Annotated in this window: 16 protein-coding genes; 10 read left to right on the forward strand and 6 right to left on the reverse strand. The window is 61.6% G+C overall.

All coding sequences use genetic code 11. The features are described 5' to 3' along the window. The first annotated feature begins 320 nt into the window (after nucleotides 1-320). The 10 genes from V9L13_RS17165 (at nucleotide 321) to V9L13_RS17210 (ending at nucleotide 10,758) form a co-directional block, all read left to right on the forward strand. Entirely contained in the window at nucleotides 321-1,841 is a 1,521-nt protein-coding gene (locus V9L13_RS17165) for an aldehyde dehydrogenase family protein (protein WP_003228584.1), read from the forward strand. 303 nt (nucleotides 1,842-2,144) lie between these two features. Next, nucleotides 2,145-3,515 (forward strand): ethanolamine permease, encoded by a 1,371-nt coding sequence (gene eat, locus V9L13_RS17170; protein ID WP_338800093.1) that lies wholly within the window; start codon nucleotides 2,145-2,147, stop codon nucleotides 3,513-3,515. 192 nt (nucleotides 3,516-3,707) lie between these two features. After that, on the forward strand, nucleotides 3,708-5,102 hold the full coding sequence (locus V9L13_RS17175) for an ethanolamine ammonia-lyase subunit EutB (RefSeq protein WP_041064955.1): 1,395 nt from the start codon (nucleotides 3,708-3,710) through the stop codon (nucleotides 5,100-5,102). Between the two features lie 5 nt (nucleotides 5,103-5,107). Continuing rightward, nucleotides 5,108-5,932: an ethanolamine ammonia-lyase subunit EutC gene (eutC, locus tag V9L13_RS17180; RefSeq protein WP_338800094.1), complete on the forward strand. Its 825-nt coding sequence runs from the start codon at nucleotides 5,108-5,110 to the stop codon at nucleotides 5,930-5,932. Nucleotides 5,933-6,046: 114 nt separating this feature from the next. After that, a complete protein-coding gene (locus V9L13_RS17185; RefSeq protein ID WP_003228592.1) occupies nucleotides 6,047-6,508 on the forward strand; it encodes a GNAT family N-acetyltransferase in 462 nt (153 codons plus the stop codon). 346 nt (nucleotides 6,509-6,854) lie between these two features. Continuing rightward, entirely contained in the window at nucleotides 6,855-7,505 is a 651-nt protein-coding gene (locus V9L13_RS17190) for a DedA family protein (RefSeq protein ID WP_007968152.1), read from the forward strand. A 4-nt stretch (nucleotides 7,506-7,509) separates the two neighbouring features. Then, entirely contained in the window at nucleotides 7,510-8,322 is an 813-nt protein-coding gene (locus tag V9L13_RS17195) for a zinc-dependent peptidase (RefSeq protein ID WP_338800095.1), read from the forward strand. 112 nt (nucleotides 8,323-8,434) lie between these two features. Further along, a complete protein-coding gene (ppa, locus tag V9L13_RS17200; RefSeq protein ID WP_008052339.1) occupies nucleotides 8,435-8,962 on the forward strand; it encodes an inorganic diphosphatase in 528 nt (175 codons plus the stop codon). Between the two features lie 223 nt (nucleotides 8,963-9,185). Next, nucleotides 9,186-9,932: a S24 family peptidase gene (locus V9L13_RS17205; protein WP_003228601.1), complete on the forward strand. Its 747-nt coding sequence runs from the start codon at nucleotides 9,186-9,188 to the stop codon at nucleotides 9,930-9,932. A 391-nt stretch (nucleotides 9,933-10,323) separates the two neighbouring features. Beyond that, nucleotides 10,324-10,758, forward strand: coding sequence for a hypothetical protein (locus V9L13_RS17210; RefSeq protein WP_338800096.1), 435 nt, complete (start codon nucleotides 10,324-10,326; stop codon nucleotides 10,756-10,758). An 8-nt stretch (nucleotides 10,759-10,766) separates the two neighbouring features. On the opposite strand, the gene V9L13_RS17215 is transcribed toward V9L13_RS17210, so the two are convergent. The 6 genes from V9L13_RS17215 to V9L13_RS17240 are packed head-to-tail and all read right to left on the reverse strand — an operon-like array spanning nucleotide 10,767 to nucleotide 20,952. After that, nucleotides 10,767-11,579 (reverse strand): DUF2135 domain-containing protein, encoded by an 813-nt coding sequence (locus V9L13_RS17215; protein WP_338800097.1) that lies wholly within the window; start codon nucleotides 11,577-11,579, stop codon nucleotides 10,767-10,769. A gap of 3 nt (nucleotides 11,580-11,582) precedes the next feature. Beyond that, complete coding sequence (locus tag V9L13_RS17220; RefSeq protein ID WP_338800098.1) at nucleotides 11,583-13,202, reverse strand: DUF2300 domain-containing protein; 1,620 nt, start codon at nucleotides 13,200-13,202, stop codon at nucleotides 11,583-11,585. Nucleotide 13,203: 1 nt separating this feature from the next. After that, nucleotides 13,204-17,778: an alpha-2-macroglobulin gene (locus V9L13_RS17225; RefSeq protein WP_338800099.1), complete on the reverse strand. Its 4,575-nt coding sequence runs from the start codon at nucleotides 17,776-17,778 to the stop codon at nucleotides 13,204-13,206. Then, nucleotides 17,775-18,425, reverse strand: coding sequence for a DUF1175 family protein (locus V9L13_RS17230; protein ID WP_003228618.1), 651 nt, complete (start codon nucleotides 18,423-18,425; stop codon nucleotides 17,775-17,777). The genes V9L13_RS17225 and V9L13_RS17230 overlap by 4 nt, the downstream gene beginning before the upstream one ends. Then, nucleotides 18,410-20,122, reverse strand: coding sequence for a DUF2138 domain-containing protein (locus tag V9L13_RS17235; RefSeq protein ID WP_338800100.1), 1,713 nt, complete (start codon nucleotides 20,120-20,122; stop codon nucleotides 18,410-18,412). The genes V9L13_RS17230 and V9L13_RS17235 overlap by 16 nt, the downstream gene beginning before the upstream one ends. A 38-nt stretch (nucleotides 20,123-20,160) precedes the next feature. Then, entirely contained in the window at nucleotides 20,161-20,952 is a 792-nt protein-coding gene (locus V9L13_RS17240; RefSeq protein WP_103521354.1) for a DUF2135 domain-containing protein, read from the reverse strand. Nucleotides 20,953-21,169 lie beyond the last annotated feature (217 nt).

The following is a 21,169-nucleotide window of genomic DNA, read 5'->3' on the forward strand; positions in this document are numbered from 1 at the left end:
GCCGATCGGGGCGGTGCGACGTTTCGCTAAATCCCCTCGCCACTAAGTTGCATCTGGACGATTGGCAGTCAGCATCCTCCAGCCATCGGCGCATTGCAATGCTGGCGAGACCACCCGGTCACAGGCCGTGCCAAAAGCGGTACAAACTGTCACCCGGTCTGTACCGAAACCATCACAGGCGCCGTCCGCCCGTCCGACACAAACCACGCAAGGTCTTGATTTGCCTGCCCTGCACGGCAGTGGCCCGACCTTTGCTCTACGCTTATAGCAAGCGCACTTGCGCGTTTCTCTAATAAGTACAAAGCCAAGGAGAACAAATCATGCGTTACGCTCACCCCGGTACTGAAGGCGCCAAAGTCTCGTTCAAGAGCAAGTACGGTAACTACATCGGCGGCGAGTTCGTCGCGCCTGTCAAAGGTCAGTACTTCACCAACACCTCGCCAGTGAATGGCCAACCGATTGCCGAATTCCCTCGCTCCACTGCCGAAGACATCGACAAGGCACTGGACGCCGCCCACGCCGCTGCCGATGCGTGGGGCGCGACCTCGGTGCAGGCGCGCTCGCTGATCCTGCTGAAAATCGCCGACCGCATCGAACAGAACCTCGAACTGCTGGCGATCACCGAAACCTGGGACAACGGCAAAGCCATCCGCGAAACCCTCAACGCCGACATCCCGCTGGCGGCCGACCATTTCCGCTACTTCGCCGGTTGCCTGCGCGCCCAAGAAGGCAGCGCGGCCGAAATCGACGGCAACACCGTGGCCTATCACATCCATGAACCACTGGGCGTGGTCGGCCAGATCATCCCGTGGAACTTCCCGCTGCTGATGGCCGCGTGGAAACTCGCCCCGGCACTGGCCGCCGGCAACTGCGTGGTACTCAAGCCTGCCGAGCAGACTCCGCTGGGCATCTGCGTGCTGATGGAGTTGATCGGTGATCTGCTGCCACCGGGCGTGCTCAACGTGGTGCAAGGCTTCGGCAAAGAAGCCGGCGAAGCGCTGGCCACCAGTAAACGCATCGCCAAGATCGCCTTCACCGGCTCGACCCCGGTCGGTTCGCACATCATGAAATGCGCCGCCGAAAACATCATTCCGTCCACCGTGGAGCTGGGCGGCAAGTCGCCGAACATCTTCTTCGAAGACATCATGCAGGCCGAGCCGACTTTCATCGAGAAAGCCGCAGAAGGTCTGGTGCTGGCGTTCTTCAACCAGGGCGAAGTCTGCACCTGCCCGTCCCGCGCGCTGGTACAGGAATCGATCTACGACGAGTTCATGGCCGTGGTGATGAAAAAAGTCCTGCAGATCAAGCGTGGCGACCCGCTGGACACCGACACCATGGTTGGGGCCCAGGCGTCCGAGCAGCAATTCGACAAGATTCTTTCGTACCTGGAAATCGCCAAGGGCGAAGGCGCCGAGCTGCTGACCGGCGGCAAGGTGGAAAAACTCGAGGGCAATCTGGCGACCGGGTATTACATCCAGCCGACCCTGCTCAAGGGCACCAACAAAATGCGCGTGTTCCAGGAAGAAATCTTCGGCCCGGTGGTGAGCATCACCACCTTCAAGGACGAAGCCGAAGCCCTGGCGATCGCCAACGACACCGAGTTCGGCCTCGGTGCCGGCCTGTGGACCCGCGACATCAACCGCGCCTACCGCATGGGCCGCGCGATCAAGGCCGGTCGTGTGTGGACCAACTGCTACCACCTGTACCCGGCGCACGCCGCGTTCGGCGGGTACAAGAAGTCCGGCGTCGGCCGTGAAACTCACAAGATGATGCTCGATCATTATCAGCAGACCAAAAACCTGCTGGTGAGCTACGACATCAATCCGTTGGGTTTCTTCTAAAACCCGAGGGCGATACAGATATTTCTGTTTCGCCCGTTCGACCGCCTTCGCGAGCAAGCTCGCTCCCACAGGGATCTGTATTCGATCTCAATATTGGGTTCACCACATAGACCTGTGGGAGCGAGCTTGCTCGCGAAGGCGCCCTCAATGACACGACACATGGCCTGGCCGCTCTGGCACGGCCCTTGCGTACCCGTCATTCAGGATTTGCGCGAAAACTGCCGCTGCGTGAACAGCATTCATCCACCCAACCCTTGCACCCGAAAGTCCAACAGATCGAACAATAAAAAACAGAGAGGACTTATGACTTCCACCACACAGCTCAAACCCACACTCGGCACCCTGCACCTGTGGGGCATTGCCGTCGGCCTGGTGATTTCCGGCGAATACTTCGGCTGGAGTTACGGCTGGGGCACCGCGGGCACCCTCGGATTTCTGGTCACGGCGCTGATGGTCGCGACCATGTACACCTGCTTCATCTTCAGCTTCACCGAACTGACCACCGCGATTCCCCACGCGGGCGGGCCGTTTGCCTACAGCCGCCGGGCGTTCGGCGAAAAAGGCGGGTTGATCGCCGGGATCGCCACGCTGATCGAATTCGTCTTTGCCCCACCGGCCATCGCCATGGCTATCGGCGCCTACCTCAATGTGCAATATCCGGGACTCGACCCGAAAATCGCCGCAGTCGGCGCGTATTTCGTGTTCATGACCCTGAACATCCTTGGCGTCAGCATCGCCGCCACCTTCGAACTGGTGGTCACCGTGCTGGCGGTCGCCGAACTGCTGGTGTTCATGGGCGTAGTCGCGCCGGGCTTCAGCTTCAGCAACTTCGTGCTCAACGGCTGGTCGGGTGCCAACGAGTTCACCCTGGGCTCGATCCCCGGAATTTTTGCCGCGATTCCGTTCGCGATCTGGTTCTTCCTCGCCATCGAAGGCGCCGCCATGGCCGCCGAAGAAGCCAAGGACCCGAAACGCACGATTCCCAAGGCGTACGTCAGCGGCATCCTGACCCTGGTGTTTCTCGCCATCGGCGTGATGGTGATGGCCGGCGGCGTCGGCGACTGGCGCCAGCTGTCGAACATCAACGATCCGCTGCCGCAGGCGATGAAAGCGGTGGTCGGCAACAACTCATCGTGGATGCACATGCTGGTGTGGATCGGCCTGTTCGGTCTGGTGGCGAGTTTCCACGGGATCATCCTCGGCTACTCGCGACAGTTCTTCGCCCTCGCCCGCGCCGGTTATCTGCCAAAAAGCCTGGCCAAACTGTCGCGTTTCCAGACCCCGCACCGGGCGATTCTGGCCGGCGGCGTGATCGGCATCGCGGCGATCTACAGCGACGGTCTGGTCAATCTGCAAGGCATGACCCTGACTGCGGCGATGATCACCATGTCGGTGTTCGGCGCGATCGTGATGTACATCATCAGCATGCTCAGCCTGTTCAAACTGCGCAAAACCGAACCGAACCTGGAACGCACCTTCCGCGCCCCAGGCTACCCGCTGGTGCCGGCGATTGCACTGTTTCTGGCGGTGGTGTGCCTGGTGGCGATGGCGTGGTTCAACACGCTGATCGGTTGTGTGTTCCTGGGGTTCATGGCCGCTGGTTATCTGTACTTTCAGCTCACCGCCAAACAACGCGCCGACGCCCCGGCAGACGCTATGCTCGAAAGTATCTAGTTGCACCGGCACCGGGCCTGTCGCCCGGTGCCCGCTATATAGAAGTGCATGAAAATCCCCCTGTGGGAGCGGGCTTGCTCGCGAAGGCGTCGTGTCATCCAACAACGATGTCGTCTGACACGACGCCTTCGCGAGCAAGCCCGCTCCCACAGGGAGACCGAGTTACCCACAGAATCAGGAGGACACCGCCCCATGGCCGCATTTGCCCATTCCGTCGGCGCCCAGACCTACCGTTTCGACAGCCTCAAGGACGTCATGGCCAAGGCCAGCCCGGCGCGCTCCGGGGACTTTCTGGCTGGCGTTGCCGCGCTCAACGACGGCGAACGCGTGGCCGCACAAATGGCGCTGGCCGACATCCCGCTCACGCATTTCTTGCAGGAAGCGCTGATTCCCTACGAAACCGATGAAGTCACCCGACTGATCATCGACACCCACGACAAACAAGCCTTTGCCGTGGTCAGCCACCTCACCGTCGGCGGCTTCCGCGACTGGCTGCTCAGCGACGCCGCTGACGAAACCAGCCTGCGCGCCCTTGCCCCCGGCCTGACCCCGGAAATGGTCGCCGCCGTGTCGAAAATCATGCGCGTGCAGGATCTGGTGCTGGTGGCGCAGAAGATCCGCGTGGTCACAAAATTTCGCGGCACCCTCGGCCTGCGCGGACGCCTGTCGACCCGCCTGCAACCCAACCATCCGACCGATGAGCCATCCGGCATCGCCGCGAGCATTCTCGACGGCCTGCTGTACGGCAACGGCGACGCGATGATCGGGATCAACCCGGCCACCGACAGCATCGCCTCGATCTGCGCGATGCTGGAAATGCTCGACGCGATCATCCAGCGCTACGACATCCCGACTCAGGCTTGCGTGCTGACCCACGTCACCACCTCGATCGAGGCGATCAACCGGGGGGTGCCGCTGGATCTGGTGTTCCAGTCGATTGCCGGCACCGAAGCGGCCAACGCCAGTTTCGGCATCAACCTCAATGTCTTGCAGGAAGGCTATGACGCCGGACTAAGCCTGAAGCGCGGCACCCTCGGGCAGAACCTGATGTATTTCGAGACCGGTCAGGGCAGCGCGCTGTCGGCCAACGCCCACCACGGTGTTGACCAGCAGACCTGCGAAACCCGGGCCTACGCCGTGGCGCGGCACTTCAAGCCGTTTCTGGTGAATACCGTGGTCGGATTTATCGGCCCGGAGTACCTCTATAACGGCAAACAGATCATCCGCGCCGGCCTCGAAGACCATTTCTGCGGCAAGTTGCTCGGCGTGCCGATGGGCTGCGACATCTGCTACACCAACCATGCCGAAGCCGATCAGGACGACATGGACACCCTGCTGACCCTGCTCGGTGTGGCCGGGATCAACTTCATCATGGGCATTCCCGGCTCCGACGACATCATGCTCAACTACCAGACCACCTCGTTCCACGACGCGCTCTACGCGCGCCAGACCCTGGGCCTGAAACCGGCGCCGGAGTTCGAGCAATGGCTGGCGAACATGGGCATCTTCACCCAGGCGGACGGCAAGGTTCGCTTTGGCAACAACCTGCCGCCGGCCTTCCGCCAGGCGCTGGCGCAACTGGGATGAGTGTTATGGAAAAACCGCCTGTCGACCCGCAAAACCCATGGCTGGAACTGCGCCGCCTGACCCCGGCGCGCATCGCCCTCGGCCGCACCGGCACCAGCCTGCCGACCAGCGCCCAGCTGGATTTCCAGTTTGCCCACGCTCAGGCACGGGATGCGGTGCATCTGCCGTTCGATCATGTCGGGCTCAGCGCGCAACTGCGCGAACGCGGGCGCGAGAGCCTGTTGCTGCACAGCGCGGCAACGGATCGCAACAGCTATCTGCAACGGCCGGATCTGGGGCGCAAGCTCAGCGACGCGTCGGCACAGACCCTGCGTGATTACGCTGCGGCGCACCCTGGCGGCGTCGATCTGGCGATTGTCGTGGCGGATGGATTGTCGGCACTGGCAGTGCATCGGCACACCCTGCCGTTTCTCGGCCGTCTGGAGGAACAAATGGCCGGCGACGGCTGGTCCGTTGCCCCGGTGGTGCTGGTGGAACAGGGCCGCGTTGCCGTCGGTGACGAAATCGGCCAGTTGCTCGGCGCGAAAATGCTCGTAATGCTGATCGGAGAGCGCCCGGGCCTCAGCTCGCCCGACAGCCTGGGGTTATATTTCACCTACAATCCAAAGATCGGGCTGACCGATGCCTACCGCAATTGCATCTCCAACGTGCGGCTCGAGGGTTTGAGTTACGGGATGGCGGCACATCGCTTGCTGTATCTGATGCGCGAAGCCTGTCGGCGGCAGCTGTCGGGGGTCAATCTGAAGGACGAAGCACAGGTTCAGACGCTGGAGTCGGACGCCGGTGCGGACATGAAGGGAAACTTCCTACTCGATCCGCCCACAACCTGAACCGTTTCCGCATTGCGTTTCTGCGCTGCTTTCAGGCAGGATCGACGCACGGCCGCAGGGTTTCCCATCGCCGTCAGAGCAGTTGAAGACAGCCACTTGAAGACGAGACCTATCATGCGGATTATTCAAGCGACCCTCGAACACCTGGATTTGCTGACCCCGTTGTTCGTCAAATATCGCGAGTTCTACGGTTCCCTGCCTTACCCGGATTCCTCCCGCGCGTTTCTCGAAAAACGCCTGCGCCGCAAGGAGTCGGTGATTTATCTGGCCCTGGCCGATGATGACGACAAGAAACTGATGGGTTTCTGTCAGCTGTATCCAAGCTTTTCCTCGCTGTCGCTCAAGCGCGTGTGGATCCTCAACGACATCTATGTCGCCGAAGACGCCCGCCGCCAACTGGTAGCCGACAACCTGATCCGCACCGCGAAGAAAATGGCCAAGGAAACCCAGGCCGTGCGCATGCGCGTTTCCACCAGCAGCAATAACGAAGTGGCGCAGAAGACCTACGAGTCGATCGGCTTCAAGGAAGACACCGAGTTCAAGAACTACGTTCTGCCGATCAGCGACGAGCTCTAGCACTCATCAAGGGCCTGTTGTGGCGAGGGAGCTTGCTCCCGCCGGGCTGCGAAGCGGCCCCACCTCAGTCATCTCAACAGGTCAGGCAAATCAAGGCTTGGGAGTGCTCCGCCCTCCAGCGGGAGCAAGCTCCCTCGCCACACCCACCTTGCCGCCACCATCAATGCCTGCCTGACATTTGTTCACACCCCGACATCCCTCGCTACAAAACCAACGCGCTTTTCACCTCTCAGCCCGTATAATCCCGAGCTTTCCGGCTTGTAAGAAAAACTACACCCCGCTGTAGGCTTACACCCGAATCATCCGCACAGGCTTGCCGAGTCAGGCCATCACCACAGGTGCCCCCATGGATTTCAACCCGCTCGACCTTATCCTGCATCTCGACGTGTATCTCGATTTGCTGGTAACCAACTACGGGCCGTGGATCTACGCGATTCTGTTCGCTGTCATCTTCTGTGAAACCGGTCTGGTGGTGATGCCGTTCCTGCCGGGCGATTCGCTGTTGTTCATCGCCGGTGCCGTAGCGGCGGGCGGTGGCATGGATCCGGTGCTGTTGGGCGGTCTGCTGATGCTCGCGGCGATCCTTGGCGACAGCACCAACTATGTGATTGGACGAACCGCGGGTGAAAAACTCTTCAGCAACCCGAATTCGAAAATCTTCCGCCGCGACTACCTGCAGAAAACCCACGATTTCTACGACAAGCACGGTGGTAAAACCGTGACTCTGGCGCGTTTCCTGCCGATCATCCGCACGTTTGCCCCGTTCGTCGCCGGCGTCGGGAAAATGCCGTACCCGCGCTTCTTCGCTTTCAGCGTGTTCGGCACCATCCTCTGGGTCGGCGGCCTGGTAACCCTGGGTTACTTCTTCGGCAACGTGCCGTTCATCAAGAAAAACCTGTCGTTACTGGTGGTCGGCATCATCCTGCTGTCGCTGATTCCGATGATCATCGGTGTGGTGCGCAGCCGTTTCGGCGGTGCCAAAGCCGAAACTCACTGATCCGATGTGGTCACTGAGCGCCTGGCGTCGCCGGCGCATTCTGGCCAGGCACCCGATTGCCGACGAGATGTGGCAACGGGTGCGTCATCACCTGAGCTTTCTCGACGGCATCAGCGCCACCGAAGACCAGTGGCTGCGTGAAGCCAGCGTCCTGTTCCTCGAAGAAAAACACCTGACCGCCCTGCCCGGTGTCGAACTGCATCAGGAACAATGCCTGCTGCTCGCCGCCCAGGCCCAGTTGCCGTTGCTCAATCTGGGCGATTTGAACTGGTATCAGGGTTTCCACGAAATCGTCCTCTACCCCGATGACTTCCTCAGCCCGCAACGGCATCGCGATGCCAGCGGGGTCGAGCACGAGTGGGACGGCGAGCACAGCGGCGAAGCCTGGCAACAGGGGCCGATCATCCTCGCCTGGCCGGGCGTGATGGCCAGTGGGGGCTGGGAAGGCTACAACCTGGTGATCCACGAACTGGCGCACAAACTCGACATGCTCAATGGCGACGCCAACGGCCTGCCACCGCTGCACGCCGACATGCGCGTCAGCGACTGGGCCGAGGTCATGCAACACGCTTACGATGACCTCAACCGCCAGCTCGACCGCAACCCCGATGCCGAAACCGCCATCGACCCCTACGCCGCCGAGAACCCGGCGGAATTCTTCGCGGTCACCAGCGAATATTTCTTCAGCGCCCCGGATCTGCTGCACGCGGCTTATCCACAGGTCTACTTGCAGCTGCAGCTTTTCTACCGGCAGGATCCGTTGGGCAGGCTGCGGCAACTTCAGGCCACAGACCCGGTCTATCAGGCGCACGAGTAAGCGCTGCACGACTTCTGGTACGTGGCGTCGGCTTAGGAATATGCCTATAATCGCCGCCACTTTTTGGTCAATCCGGCCAAGTGTTTTTGGTCAACTACGGGGGCAACGCCCAATGAGCTACAGCAAGATTCCGGCTGGCAAAGACCTGCCGAACGACATCTACGTCGCGATCGAGATCCCGGCCAACCACGCGCCGATCAAATACGAAATCGACAAAGACAGCGATTGCCTGTTCGTTGACCGTTTCATGGCCACCCCAATGTTCTACCCGGCCAACTACGGTTACATCCCGAACACCCTGGCTGACGACGGTGATCCCCTCGACGTGCTGGTTGTGACCCCTTACCCGGTTGCTCCAGGCTCGGTGATCCGCGCGCGTCCAGTCGGCATCCTGAACATGACCGACGACGGCGGCGGCGATGCCAAAGTCATCGCAGTCCCACACGACAAGCTGTCCCAGCTGTACGTCGACGTGAAGGAATACACCGACCTGCCACCGCTGCTGATCCAGCAGATCGAGCACTTCTTCGCGAACTACAAGGATCTCGAAAAAGGCAAGTGGGTCAAGATCGAAGGCTGGGCTGGCGCTGACGCCGCTCGCGACGCGATCACCAAGTCGGTTGCTGCCTACAAGGGCTAAGCGCCCGCTGGCTGCATGACGCTTGAAGAAAACCCCGGTTGATCCGGGGTTTTTTGTGCCTGAGAAATGGTGTCTTAAACAGTGTGTTTATCGCGGACTACAGAAAAGTTTCGAAGTGAGTGATTTCCCACAAGCACGTCTTACATCCAGTCGCAAAATACAGCCTTTTTTTGAACACCCGGTTTATTCAAACCGCTCTGGCACGGCCGTAGACTCGGTGTTTATGAGAAAGAACACTAGCGGTCCAAGATTCAAGGCACTCCTGGAAGCAGCGAACATCACCACCACGGGATTCGCAAAGTTCTGGGGCACGGAAGCCCAAAATATTCATAACTGGTACACCCGGGGCGTCCCGGCGTACCGCATGGAGGAAGTCTCACGCCTGCTCTCGGTCAACAGCGACTGGCTGAAAACCGGCGAAGGCACCAAGGAGTCACCCCGCCTGCACACCCCTGCCAGCAACGGCGACATCTTTGACGCGCAGTCCGTCAACGGCGTCTATTCGATCATCGACCCCAACGACATCGAACTGCCGTTTTTCAAGGAAACACCGCTCAGCGCCGGCGCCGACAAAACCCACGTCATCCTCGACCCCGAACATACCGTCCGCCTGCCCCGCGCCCACCTCGCCCAACTGGAAATCCGCCCCGGCGACGCCATCTGCGCACACATGATCGGCAACAGCATGGCCGAGCGCATCGAAGACGGCTCGATCATCGGCATCGACCGCGGCCTGACCCAGGTGGTCGACGGCGAAATCTACGCCATCGAACACGACGGCATGCTGCGCATCAAATACCTGCACCGCATGCCCGGCAACGCCCTGCGCCTGCGCAGCCACAACAGCGCCGAATACCCGGACGAAATCTTCCGCGCAGCGCAGATCGATGAGCAGCGGATCCATATTCTGGGCTGGGTATTCTGGTGGTCGACCCTGGGCAAACGCCGGCCGGTGGTGCCGTTTCTCTGATCGGATACGGATCTTCAACCCTGCACCAAACCCTGTGGGAGCGAGCCCGCTCGCGGAGAGGCCCCGAAAATCAGTACAAATTACAAATATCGACCGCCGCAGTGGCTCTATTCCGCAGTTGAGACTGGGAATCCCCAACAAAACTCAGTATCCTGCGCCCCACATTTGCGCATCGTCCCGCTCCCGCGGCTCAGATGACGCCTGACGCGGCAGACCAACGTCTGACCAAGTCCCACAGCCGGTCGCAGATCCGGGTGTACGTTTTGAAGGCTGGCGCGGTTTACCAAAAATAAACCAAGCCAGTCCCCGAGAAGCCGGCCACAAGCCGGCTTTTTAATGCCTGAAAGAAAGTGCTCCGGCAGTCCACACACGCTTACAAGGAAAGTAAAACGTGCAGCTCGACAGTTACCGCTCTGCTCTGAAATCAGTCGTTTTGACTGCCGCTTTAGGCGTTTGCCTATCCGGCTGCGTCGGTGCCATCGTGGCCCTGCCGGAGAAAACCACGCTTAGAACAGATGAGCACAAAGCCCTCAGCGCACGCTCGATTAATCCGAATATCACCAGGACCGAAAGATCGACACCTACTCGAGAATGGTGCGGTATCACGGTTTGGGCTCTGGTGATTCCTGTGCCGTTGAAGTTGCCAGTGTGTACCTCGTACTTCGAGCAGTCCTTCGGCAGCGACGAATTCGGCAAAGAAGTGGTCTTGCTCAACTCAGAGCAAAAAGTGGCGTCCCAGTTCTACGCTTGCGGTCCATTGATGGTCCTGGCGCCGGTAGTTCACGAATATCAGGGCAATGCGTTCTGCGGTGTGTTCCCCAAATAACCGGAGCCTCACGGATAACTGAACGACTTCACCAGCGTCAACTCCCCCACCGCCCGCATCGGCACCACAAACGTCTCCATCTTCTCACTCGGCGTGCCTTCCTCGGTAATCACCGTCACCTGCGCCGTGGTCAGCGGCTGCACCGCCTCTTCCCCACCCTCGTCATCCCCGCGATACCCACCGCCGAAATAATTCACGTACACCAGATACTGGCCCTTGATCGGCGCCGGCATGGCGAAGATTTCCGGGCCATAACCTGTGGTGACGTCGACGTCGAGCGTACCGCCGTTGGGCGCGACGCGGTCGCCATACCAGATGTGCGCGCCATCGGGGGTGATCAGGTGCAGGTCGAGGTCGGTGCCGTCGCTGTCCCACGACAGCAGCACGCGCAGTTTGGCCGGGGTGGCGCCGCCGCTGGCGTTGATGAATTGGGTGCGATGGCGTTGCTGACCGTCAGGGCTGCGTACTTCGACGCTGTTGCTGCCGTTGGGGAAGGAGAACGGACGGTCGAAGTGGCCGCTGTCGTCGATTTTCAGCGGCATGCTGACGCCGTTGACGATCAGTCGGCCCGGCTCCTTGCTCTTGGGGGTGGCTTTGATTTCACCGCTGATGCGTGCGGTGTTGGCCTGGCCAACCGGTGTATTGACCGAGGAGGCCGGGTAGTTGACGGTCTGGCGGAAGTTTTCGCCTTCGCCCTCGGGCGCGCCGGAGCGCCAGCCGCCGACCGGGGTGTCGAGTTTGACGCTGTCGGCGGCCATTGCCATCGGCAATGCATGGAACGCGCAGAGCAACAGCAAGACCTGTGGATAACGGAGTGTCATGGTCTATTCCAGCAAGAGGTGACGGGCGAGCCCTTCAATGTAGGTTTCATCCTGGCCATTGGGATGTGCTTCAAAGGCCAGGTGCAGGTATTCGTGAGTCAGGTCGAGGCGGTCCTGCAGCGTCAGCACGCCACGCACGTAAATACGTTGGCGTTCGCGATCGACAAAGGGGCGACCGAAAGCGAGTTTGCACACGGCGAAGGTGCTGACTTCGTTGTAGCCGGTTTCGCTTTCAAGCTTAGGACGCCAGCCACGACGCTGCTTTTGCAGCCAGTCTTGCGCGGCGGGCAGTGCTTCGCAGGAGGCGACCGGGTTGTCCCAGCGGCTGAGGCTGGCGCGCGGATAGGCGTGCAGCAGAATCGCGTCGTAGCGCTGACCGGCATTGGCCTGCTCGACGGCCTGTTGCCATGCGAGTTTGTCCGGGCCGGGCTGGTCGGAGTGATAGGTGACGGTGCTGCCGGCCAGCACCAGATCCGCTGTCCACGCCGCGATGTTGCGCGACTCGGCGGAAGCCGGGCGTGGGGCGACGCGCTGACGGTTACTGCTGTCGTCGATACTCAGACAATCGCCATTGCGCGTGGCGTTTTGCAGCAAGTAGGTGCGGATCGCCACGGCCAGCGCCTTGGCGGCTTCGGCGGGTTCGGGTTTGGCTTCACGCTCAAGGACGCGGGCGACGTATTCTTCGCGATCGAGCCGTGCGACGAGTTTGTCGTTGAGCAGAAACAGTTCGCCGGCGCTGTGGATATCCAGCGCATTGCCATTGGCGAATTCGACGCGGTAGTCGCCCTGCAAAGGCCCGGAGCCAGCAACGCGCTCACCCGACAGGACTCGCGAAACCGGATACCGCGAGAACAGTCCGACCTCAACACAACGCCCCGCCTCGGCCGGCCATGACGCTGGCAACACCGTCGCCAACGCCTGCCCGTAATGGCGCAAAACCATCTGACTGGTGCCACGCCCACCGGCCCAGATCGGCGAACCGTCTGCCGTCCAACCGGCGAAACCACCCTGCCGCGATTGCGGATCCTGATCGCCGAGCCAGCTCCAGGTTTTCACCCGCAGGCGTCCGCCCAGCTCACCGACGACATTGCCGTCCGCCGCATTCAGCACAACGTCGAGCAACACCCGGCGCGTCTGCTCCTGCGCCGGCAGCACCGACAACACCTTCAGCAAGTCAGCCACGGAAACCCGGGTAGCCGGTTGCACGGTTGGCAAATACAGCAACCACGACGGTGCCTGCCGCGCTTGCCAATACGTGCGCCAATCGGCAGCAGCAATGCCCAATCGCGCCGGCTCAAAGTACAAGCCGCAGGATTTCACCAACGCCTGATCGCGCTCGATCTTGCCGCCCGCCGAGCAGCAATAAACCTCCTCCTTCGACTGCCCGCGACATTCATACGCTGGCTCGCGCGCGCCGGTATCCACCAGCCACGCATAGACGAACAATTTCCACAGACTGCCCAGCGGCGTATCCAGCGTCGACGGCAAGGGCTCGCGGGCGATCAGTTGCGTCTGATTCAACGACAGCAACTCGCCCTTGTACGCCAGCCGCAACGGCTCATCCTGCGCCGTCGCCAGCGCAGGCATCACACACATCAGCAGCCACAGCAGCGGCCGGTTCATGTCAGTTGACCGTGACCTGACCGAGGGCAGCTTGCGCTTCCTGGGCCTGATGCTGCGGGGCGTAGACCTGAGTGAAGCGCACCGGCGGCAGGTTGAACTGACCCTTCTGCGAGAAACGCACCAGATGGCGCAGACGCAATTCGCCACTCAGCGCATCCACCGGCACCGCGTAAGCCAGTTGCCCCGGCTCGAAGCGCGCCTTCTCCAGCGCGGTCGGTTCGGTGCCGTCCTTGCCCTGCAACTTGATACCCCAGGTGGTGCGCTCGACATCGGCGCCCGGTGGCAGCGGCACTTCAAGCATGCCGTAGCGCAGCGGTTTCGGCGCCTTGCTGGTGAGGATCACTTCGTCCAGGTACAGACTGTCGCTGGACAGCGGCTTGGTGCCCACCGGCTCCAGTTTGAAGGTGAAGGCTTCGTCGCCCGGCACCAGTCGCGACAGGCGCCGGGTGATGGTCACGGCCATTGGATCGACCGCCGGTTGCCGGGTCTGGAAGCTCAGCGCCGCCCGCAGCGGACGCTCCTGAGTGCCGGACACCGACAACACGCTCGGCACCGGCGTCGCCCCCTGCCACGTCCAGAACATCTCGCCGGTCGCGCCGTAGTTTTTCTTCCAGCCTTCACCCGGCATCAGCGCGATGGTCGGCGAGGCCTGGGCGATGCTGCGTTGCAACCAGCTCAGCGCCAGGGCGCGTTCGAGGGTCGATTGCTGTGGCAGCAGACGTTGCAGCAACGCCGTCGCACGGGCCTGATCGAACGCTTGCAGCGACAGGTTCAGCGCTTCGGCAAACGGCTGCGAACTGACCGCCAGACGCTGTTGCGCCGCGCCAACCTGACGATTGAATGCGTCCGGCAACGCGACTTTCGACTGAGTCGCCAGCGCCGCGGTCAACACCCGCGCCGCCGCCAGACCGAGCGCCGAATCCGGGTCACTCATCACCAGGCTGTCTTCGCCGTCGTCCATCAGGGTTTCGGCATTGCCCTCACCGGCCTTGGCCAGATCGTCCATCAAACCGCTGAGCAAAGTGTTCACCGGCAGGTGCATCTGCTTGGCGAACGACAGAATCAGTGCCCGCTGCAGCAGCGGCGTGTTCGGCGCTTGCTTGGCGTAGACCTCCAGCACTCGCTGCCAGTGCTCCGGTGGCAAGGTCAGCTCCAGCACTTGGCTGGCGTTCCAGTCGGCGTAGTAGGCGTAAGCGGTGAGGAACGCGTCCGGCTCGCCGTCGAAGCCCCACCAGGTGAAGCTCGCCGACGGCCCGGCCATTTGCACCAGACGCAGACGGCTGTTCTGCATGATCAGGCGCAGGCGATCGCGGATCTGCGGGCTCGACGCCAGCGACGGATAAGCGATGCTCAGCGGCAGCAAACGGCTGGCCGTCTGCTCGACGCCGCCATACGGGTAGCTCAGCAGATCGTCGAGCGCGGAACGGAACAGCGCTTGCGGACTGTCATCCAGACGCAGACGAATGTCAGTGGCGTCCGCCGGCAGGCTCAACGGAGTGTCGCCGCTGGCCACGTCGAGGCTCTGGGTTTGCGTGACTTGCCAGCCGTCACCGGTCGCGCTCAGGCGCACGGCCAGCGAGTCCGCGGTTTTGCCATCCTGCACCAGCTCGGCAGTCCACTCACCGGTCGCCAGCGCAAACGCTGGAAGCGGCACGTAGTTGATGCCGTTATTCAGGGTCACCGGCAGGCGTTGTTCGGCGCCAGCGTAATGGGTGACCAGCTCAGCCTTGACCGGTTTTTCCGCCTGGCTGAAGGCAAACACTCCGAGTTGCGGCTGATCGCCCTTGCGGAATTTGCTCGGCCCGCTCCACTTCAGGTACAGCGGTTTTTCCGAACGGACGAACTGCTTCTTCTGCCCGACCTGACCGTCATCGGCAATGGCGCGGGCGGTGATGCGCCAGCGGGTCAGCGAGTCCGGCATCTTGAAGGTGAACCGGGTTTTGCCGTCGGCACCGGTCAACAACTCTGGCTGCCACGCGGCGGTGTCGACGTCTTCGCGACGCGGACGCTCCAGCACTTTCACCCCACGCTCGCTGCGGTTGGCCTTGCCCGGCGCGCCGGGGCTGCCCGGCAACGCCACGTCGTAACTGATGAACGACAGGCTGGCGCTGGTGCGCACGTTGTTGCGGCGTGGGTGGTAGAAGAACTGGTCGATGGTCGGTGCGACTTCCGGTTGCAGCGCGTAGACCATTTCATCGACGACGCTGACGGTCAGATGCGCCGGGACCGCTTTGCCGGCGAACTGCGTGGTCAGGTCAACCGTGACCGTGTCGCCCGGCAGGTACACGGTTTTATCGGTGCTGATCGCCACGTCGATTTGCGGCGCGATCACCTTGATCCCGGCGTTCTGGAAGCTGTACTGCCCGCCCTTGGTGTACAGCACCGAGAAGGTCAGGTTCGGCGCGAAATTGTCCTTCACCGGGATGCGTGCGCGGTATTGGGTGTCGCTGAGTTTTTCCAGTTTCAGCCAGTCGCCGCCCTTGGCCAGCAGCGCGGTGGCTTCGACCTTGTCACGCTCCAGCGACAGCAGGGCATCGCTGACCGGCTCCGGGAACGTGATCAGCGCCAGCGCTTCATCGCCAGCCTTGTACTCGGGCTTGTCGAGGACGATTTCCACAGTGCCCGGCACCGCTTTGACGCCGTCACCAGTGACTGAATGGCCGGTGGCGCCGAGGACGCGACCGTGCTGATCCTTCAGCGTCAGGTTGTAAGTACCCGGACGTTCGAAGGCAATGCTGAAACCCTTGTCCGTCGCCGCAAGCTTGCCTTCAGCGGTGCTCTGGTCTTCCAGGCGCACCCAGCTGTAGCTGCTCGGGGTGACGGCTTTGCTTTGCTCGCTGCCACCTTCGTTGACGTAGCTGAACGCGACTTTGTCGTTGACCGCGCTGAAACGTTGCGGCGCGCTCAGACGGAAGCTTGCGGCGCCACGGTCGATGAGAATTTCCTTGGTGGTCTTGACCCGATACGCCGCGCCATCGCTGGCAAACACGGTGAGCATGTAACGGCTCGGTTTGTCGGCGGCCGGCAGGTCGAGGGTCGCGTTGCCTTTGCTGTCGGTGGTCAGTTCGGTGCTGGTCAGTTCCACCGGGAATTGCCCAAGATATTGCAGCTCGTTGTCGACCATCGACAGTTGCTGCGCGCGCAGACTCAGAGTCAGTTTGGCGTTGGCCACCGGTTTGCCGTCCGGATACAGCAGCACCAGACTGCCCTTCACCGGCTCGCCGGTGCGGTAATCCTGCTTGGCCAGATTCAGCGAAATCTCGAAGTGCGGCTTGATGTATTCAGCCACACGGAAGGCGCTGCTGTAGGCCTGATCCTTGTAGCTGAAACGGATCTCATAGCCACCGGCCACGGCGTTATCCGGCAACTGGAAGCGGCCCTGGGTACCGGCCTTGGAATCGAGTTTCAGGTCAAGGTGTTGCAACTCGGTGCCGGTGGCATCCAGTACGCTGACCGTGACGTCCGCCGCACCCGGCAATACCGAATCCCGCGCATTCTTGAACTCGCGACCGACGATTTTCAGCGACACCCAATCCCCCGGGCGATACAGCGGTCGATCAGTGAACGCGTAGAGTTTGGTGTCGTAGATTTCGCTGTCGTAATAGAAGTTCTCGGAGACGAACACCCCGCCCTCTTCGTCCTCGCCGATCACGAACGAGCGCTCGGGGCTGACGTGTTTCAGACGCAGCAAACCATCGGCATCGGTGGCGCCGCTGCTCATCACGCCGAGGCCGTCGGTCCACAGCACATTGACCTTCGGCACCGAACTGCCTTCGTGTTTGCGTGCGGCCCAGACCAGCAATTCATCGCCGGCAATCTTGCTCACCGCGACGGTGTTGGAGACGAAAACCATGGTGGTCGCGCGGTACTTGCCGATCAGCGCTTCGACCAGATACAGGCCCGGTTTCAGCTTGCCCAACGGGATGTACACGTTACCCGGCGCAACGCTGACGAACTCGCTGGAAGACCCGGCCAGGTTGACCCCGGCCGGCGGCTGGATCGGTTTGGCCTGCCACAGTGGATAACGGAACTGGCTGACCACCGGCAGACCCGGAATCAACGCGAATTGCGGCTGTGCGTCGTACGGGGTCGGCGCGGCGATGGCGTTGCCCATCTTCAGTTCCGGCACTTCCTCGGTGACCTGCTTGCGCGATTCGTAGGAGAACGCACGCTGCATCACCCGCCGCGATTTGCGGTACCAGTTGTCCCACAGGTACGCGAGGGTGTTGGACAGGCCTTCGCCCTTGAACTGGCCGTCGCTGACCACGCGGTGCAGGTTCTTCTGACGCTTGAGGAAATCCAGCGGTTTGTCGATGCGATAGACGCGGATGTCGGCGCCGCCGTACGGTTCCATGCGGAAGCGGCGGTAGTCGCGACCCGGCGCTTCGAGACGCACCATCGCCTGCTCGTCCGCCGCGAAACTGCTGTCGGCCAGCAGGAAAAAGCTTTCACCAGAGACCGGCGTGTAGCCGCTCGGCTCCACTGAATCTTCAGCGTTGACGGTCGCCAGTGGCAGCAACAGCGCCAGCAGCAGGGGAATTCGAGCGCAGAGTCGCAGCATGCGGGCACCGGTCATTGGGAGAGAAAGTTCAGTCGATAGACGCCGATGAAGTTGGGGTTGGCTGCGTCGGGTATCCATCGGGTGTCCTTCCATGTCATGAGTTGCTGCAGGCTTGCCGAACGCATGCCGTTGTCAGTGGGGGTGGTCGTGCCGGTGTGATAGGCGATGTAGCGGCCCATCCAGATCATCAGGTGCTGATCGTCGCCCTGATCGAAAAACATCAGGTCGCCGGGGCGTGCCTGGGACACGTCGCGGCTGACCAGATGGCTGTTGAACTGAATCAGTTTGATCGCGTTGACGTACGGCCCGACCTTGCCGCCGCCCTGCTGCCATTGCTGGGCGAGCTTGCGCTGCTCATCGCTGAGCGTCAGCTCCGGCGGGAGGTAGCGATTGGACAGGCCATTGCTGCGCAGCCATTTGTCGTCGTGGACTTTCAACGCTTCGTTGGCAGCGAAACGCACCAGCCCCGCGCAGTCCTGCTGATACCAGCGCGGGCTCGGCCCCTGGCTCAGTTGCTCCTGAGCGATGCGCACGAACCAGGCGCGGAACACCTGGGACTGTGCCGGATCCAGCGCCGGCGCTTCGACGGCTCGGGCGCCGGCGCTGAGTAACAGCGCGAGCAGGCCGAGGCTGCGGATCAGTGTCGTCACAGCGCTTTCCATTCCAGCGGCAGCCATTGCCAGTGGCCGTCAGGCTCGCTGCCTTCGGGCAGGGTCAGCGCGTATTTGCCATAACCGCCGAGGGTGCGCAGTTTCGGGATCAGGTAGGTTTGCGCGGCGTTGTAGAACACCGGCTCCATGTCCTGCGGCAGGCTGTCGAGGGTTTCCTGCTGCATCAGTTGCGCCATCGCATCCGGACCGAAGTAGATCGGCATCAGCACGTCTTTCGGCAGCACGTCGGCCATCGGCGGGAAGCGTTTGTCGAGGGTGCCAATCGCCTTTTCCACCAGTTTGTCGTCGAGGGAAAACAGCAGGGTCGAGTTGTGACGCGCCATGCTGACTTTCATGAACGCCTTGCCGGTGATTGCGTCCGGGTTCTCGGCATCCTTGGCCGGGTACTGGCCAAAGTTCGAGCTGACCTGACGCTGCCACACGTGGCTCTGGCCTTCCTGTTTCTCGACCACCGGGAAAGCGCGGTATTCAACGTTGTTTTCATACGCGCCGATCATCGAACTGAACAATGCACCCAGTTCACCGTCGATCCGGCCGGTGTCCTCGTTCTTCAGGCTCGCCACCAGCAACGGCGTGTACAGGCGTGAGTCGGCATACCAGCACAGCCCGGCGGCACCGGCGACGTGGGTGATCATGCGTCCGGCCACGGCCTCGTCGGCGCCGAGTTTCACCAGTAATGGTTTCTGCGGTTCGGCCGCCACCGGCAAGGTCACGCAGGCACTGGCGCCCAGCGGCATGGCTTGCCAGACCGGTTTGAAATCGAAGTCCGGCTGATTGTCCAGTTCGTCCATGGCCAGAAAGCTGTGCCAGCCCTTATCGTCCATGTCGAAACGCAGTCCGGCGAAGTTCGGGATGAAGCGCTGATACCCCATGGCAAGCACGCTGGAGCTCACCGACAGGCGTTGTTTGATTTCCGGCGTTTTCGTTGCCAAACCGAAGGCTTCGGGGAACAGTTTGTCGCCATTGAGCAACGCTGCCAGCGCTTGTGAAGACACGTGGCCCGACTCCTCCGAGGCGCCGTTGTCGGCGTCGTAGTATTTGGCCGGATTGGACAGCACTACCAGCTTGTCGCCGCGCGAAGCGAACAGCAGCGATTTGCTGGCGTTGTAGCTGAGCTGATAGAGCGTCACCTCGTCGCTGCCGACTTTCAGCGTGCCGAACTTGCTCAGTTGCGAGTCATCCAGCGCGACTTTCGCCAGCGGCTCCAGCAGTTTCGCCAGACCGCCGCGATCCATCACCAGCAGGAAATCCTTGAGTCGGCCATCGGCGCCGCGCCACAACGCGACATCGGCTGGCTGATCGAAAAGCTGCTCGATCAGGCTGTCCTGCAGCTTCAGGTCGTGCTCGTAGATGATCCGTCGCAGGCTGCCGATCAGGCCGAGGCGGTCAGCGTGGGTTTCGTAATAGAAGACGAAATCTTCGGTGAGCGTGGCCTTGAGGAACGGCACCGTCAGCAGGTCCTTGGGCAACTGGCTCAGGGAGCGGGTTTCCAGCAGTGCGTCCGGGCGGCTCAGGCCGAGCTTGTCGCTGGCAAGTAGAGCCGCCGGCAACTTGGGCTTGTGCAGCAGCCAGCCGAGACCACCCGCTACCCCGGCCACCAGGACCAGGCCAATCAGCAGCGCCGGCCAGCGCCGGGAAGGTTTGCCGGCAGGTGTCGGGACGGCCGGAGAAGCAGCGTTATCACTCATGTTCACAAAACCCGAAGTTCATCCGTGGAGCGGGATGCTTAATAGTTGAAAGTCTTGACCAGCAGCAGATCACCGATCGCCCGCAGGGGCACGATGAACGTTTCACGTTTTTCGTCGACCGTGTTTTCGTTGAGCACCAGCGTGATTTGCGAGGTGATGACCTCGTTCTGATTGCTGGCCTCCTCGAAGTTATAGCCGCCGTCGCCAAAGTTGCCCCAATAGTTGACGTAAACCAGATAGGTGCCATGCAGCGGCGCGGTCATGGTGAACATTTCCGGGCCGGGGCCATCGACGCCATCCGGGTCCAGACCGCCGCCGTTGGTCAGCGCCGTGTGGGCGAAAAACGCGTGCTGACCGTCGGGCGTAATGATGTGCAGGTCGAGTTCGGCCTTGGGATCGTCCCAACCCAGCACCACACGGATTTTCGCCGGAGTGCGCAGGTTGTTCGCTTCGTAGAACTGCACGCGCTTGAGCGACTGCCCCTCGGCGCTGCGCACTTCGACACTGTTGGAACCGGCGCCGAACGCATACGGGCGGGCAAATCGCCCGTCATCGTCGGTGTACAGATTCAGTGGATTGCCATTGACCGCCAGCGTGTGCGGCCCGCGTTGATTGCCGATGGCCTTGAGCTGGCCCTGGATCATCGTGCGATTGCGCTGGATGCCACGGTCGATTGGCGGCGTCGGATAGGCGACTTGCGGGTTTTCACTGCGATCAAGCAGACCGTTGTAGCGCCAACCGCCCGACGGTTCCGACAGTTCGGCAGTCGGCGCCGCCAGCAGCGCAGGCGCGCCAGCCAGACCGATCAGCAACAAAAGAAATGAACGCATGTAGTGCCTCCTGCCATGCCTGAACGAAACCTTGCACCCGATCCTCGGTACTTCACAGCGGTGGAAACTGCGTTTCGTCTGAAAGACCCCGTGACTAGCGGGTCGTAGAAGGCGCGAAGATTAGCGATTCGGCAGTTTTTTAACAATCGGATACATCTGGATTTGCTGTGGGATTCACGCAGGTTTGTTGGGCGTGAGCCGAATAGAAGCGTTATTC

The organism is Pseudomonas sp. RSB 5.4, assembly GCF_037126175.1.
In the GTDB taxonomy this organism is placed as follows: Bacteria; Pseudomonadota; Gammaproteobacteria; order Pseudomonadales; family Pseudomonadaceae; genus Aquipseudomonas; species Aquipseudomonas fluorescens_H.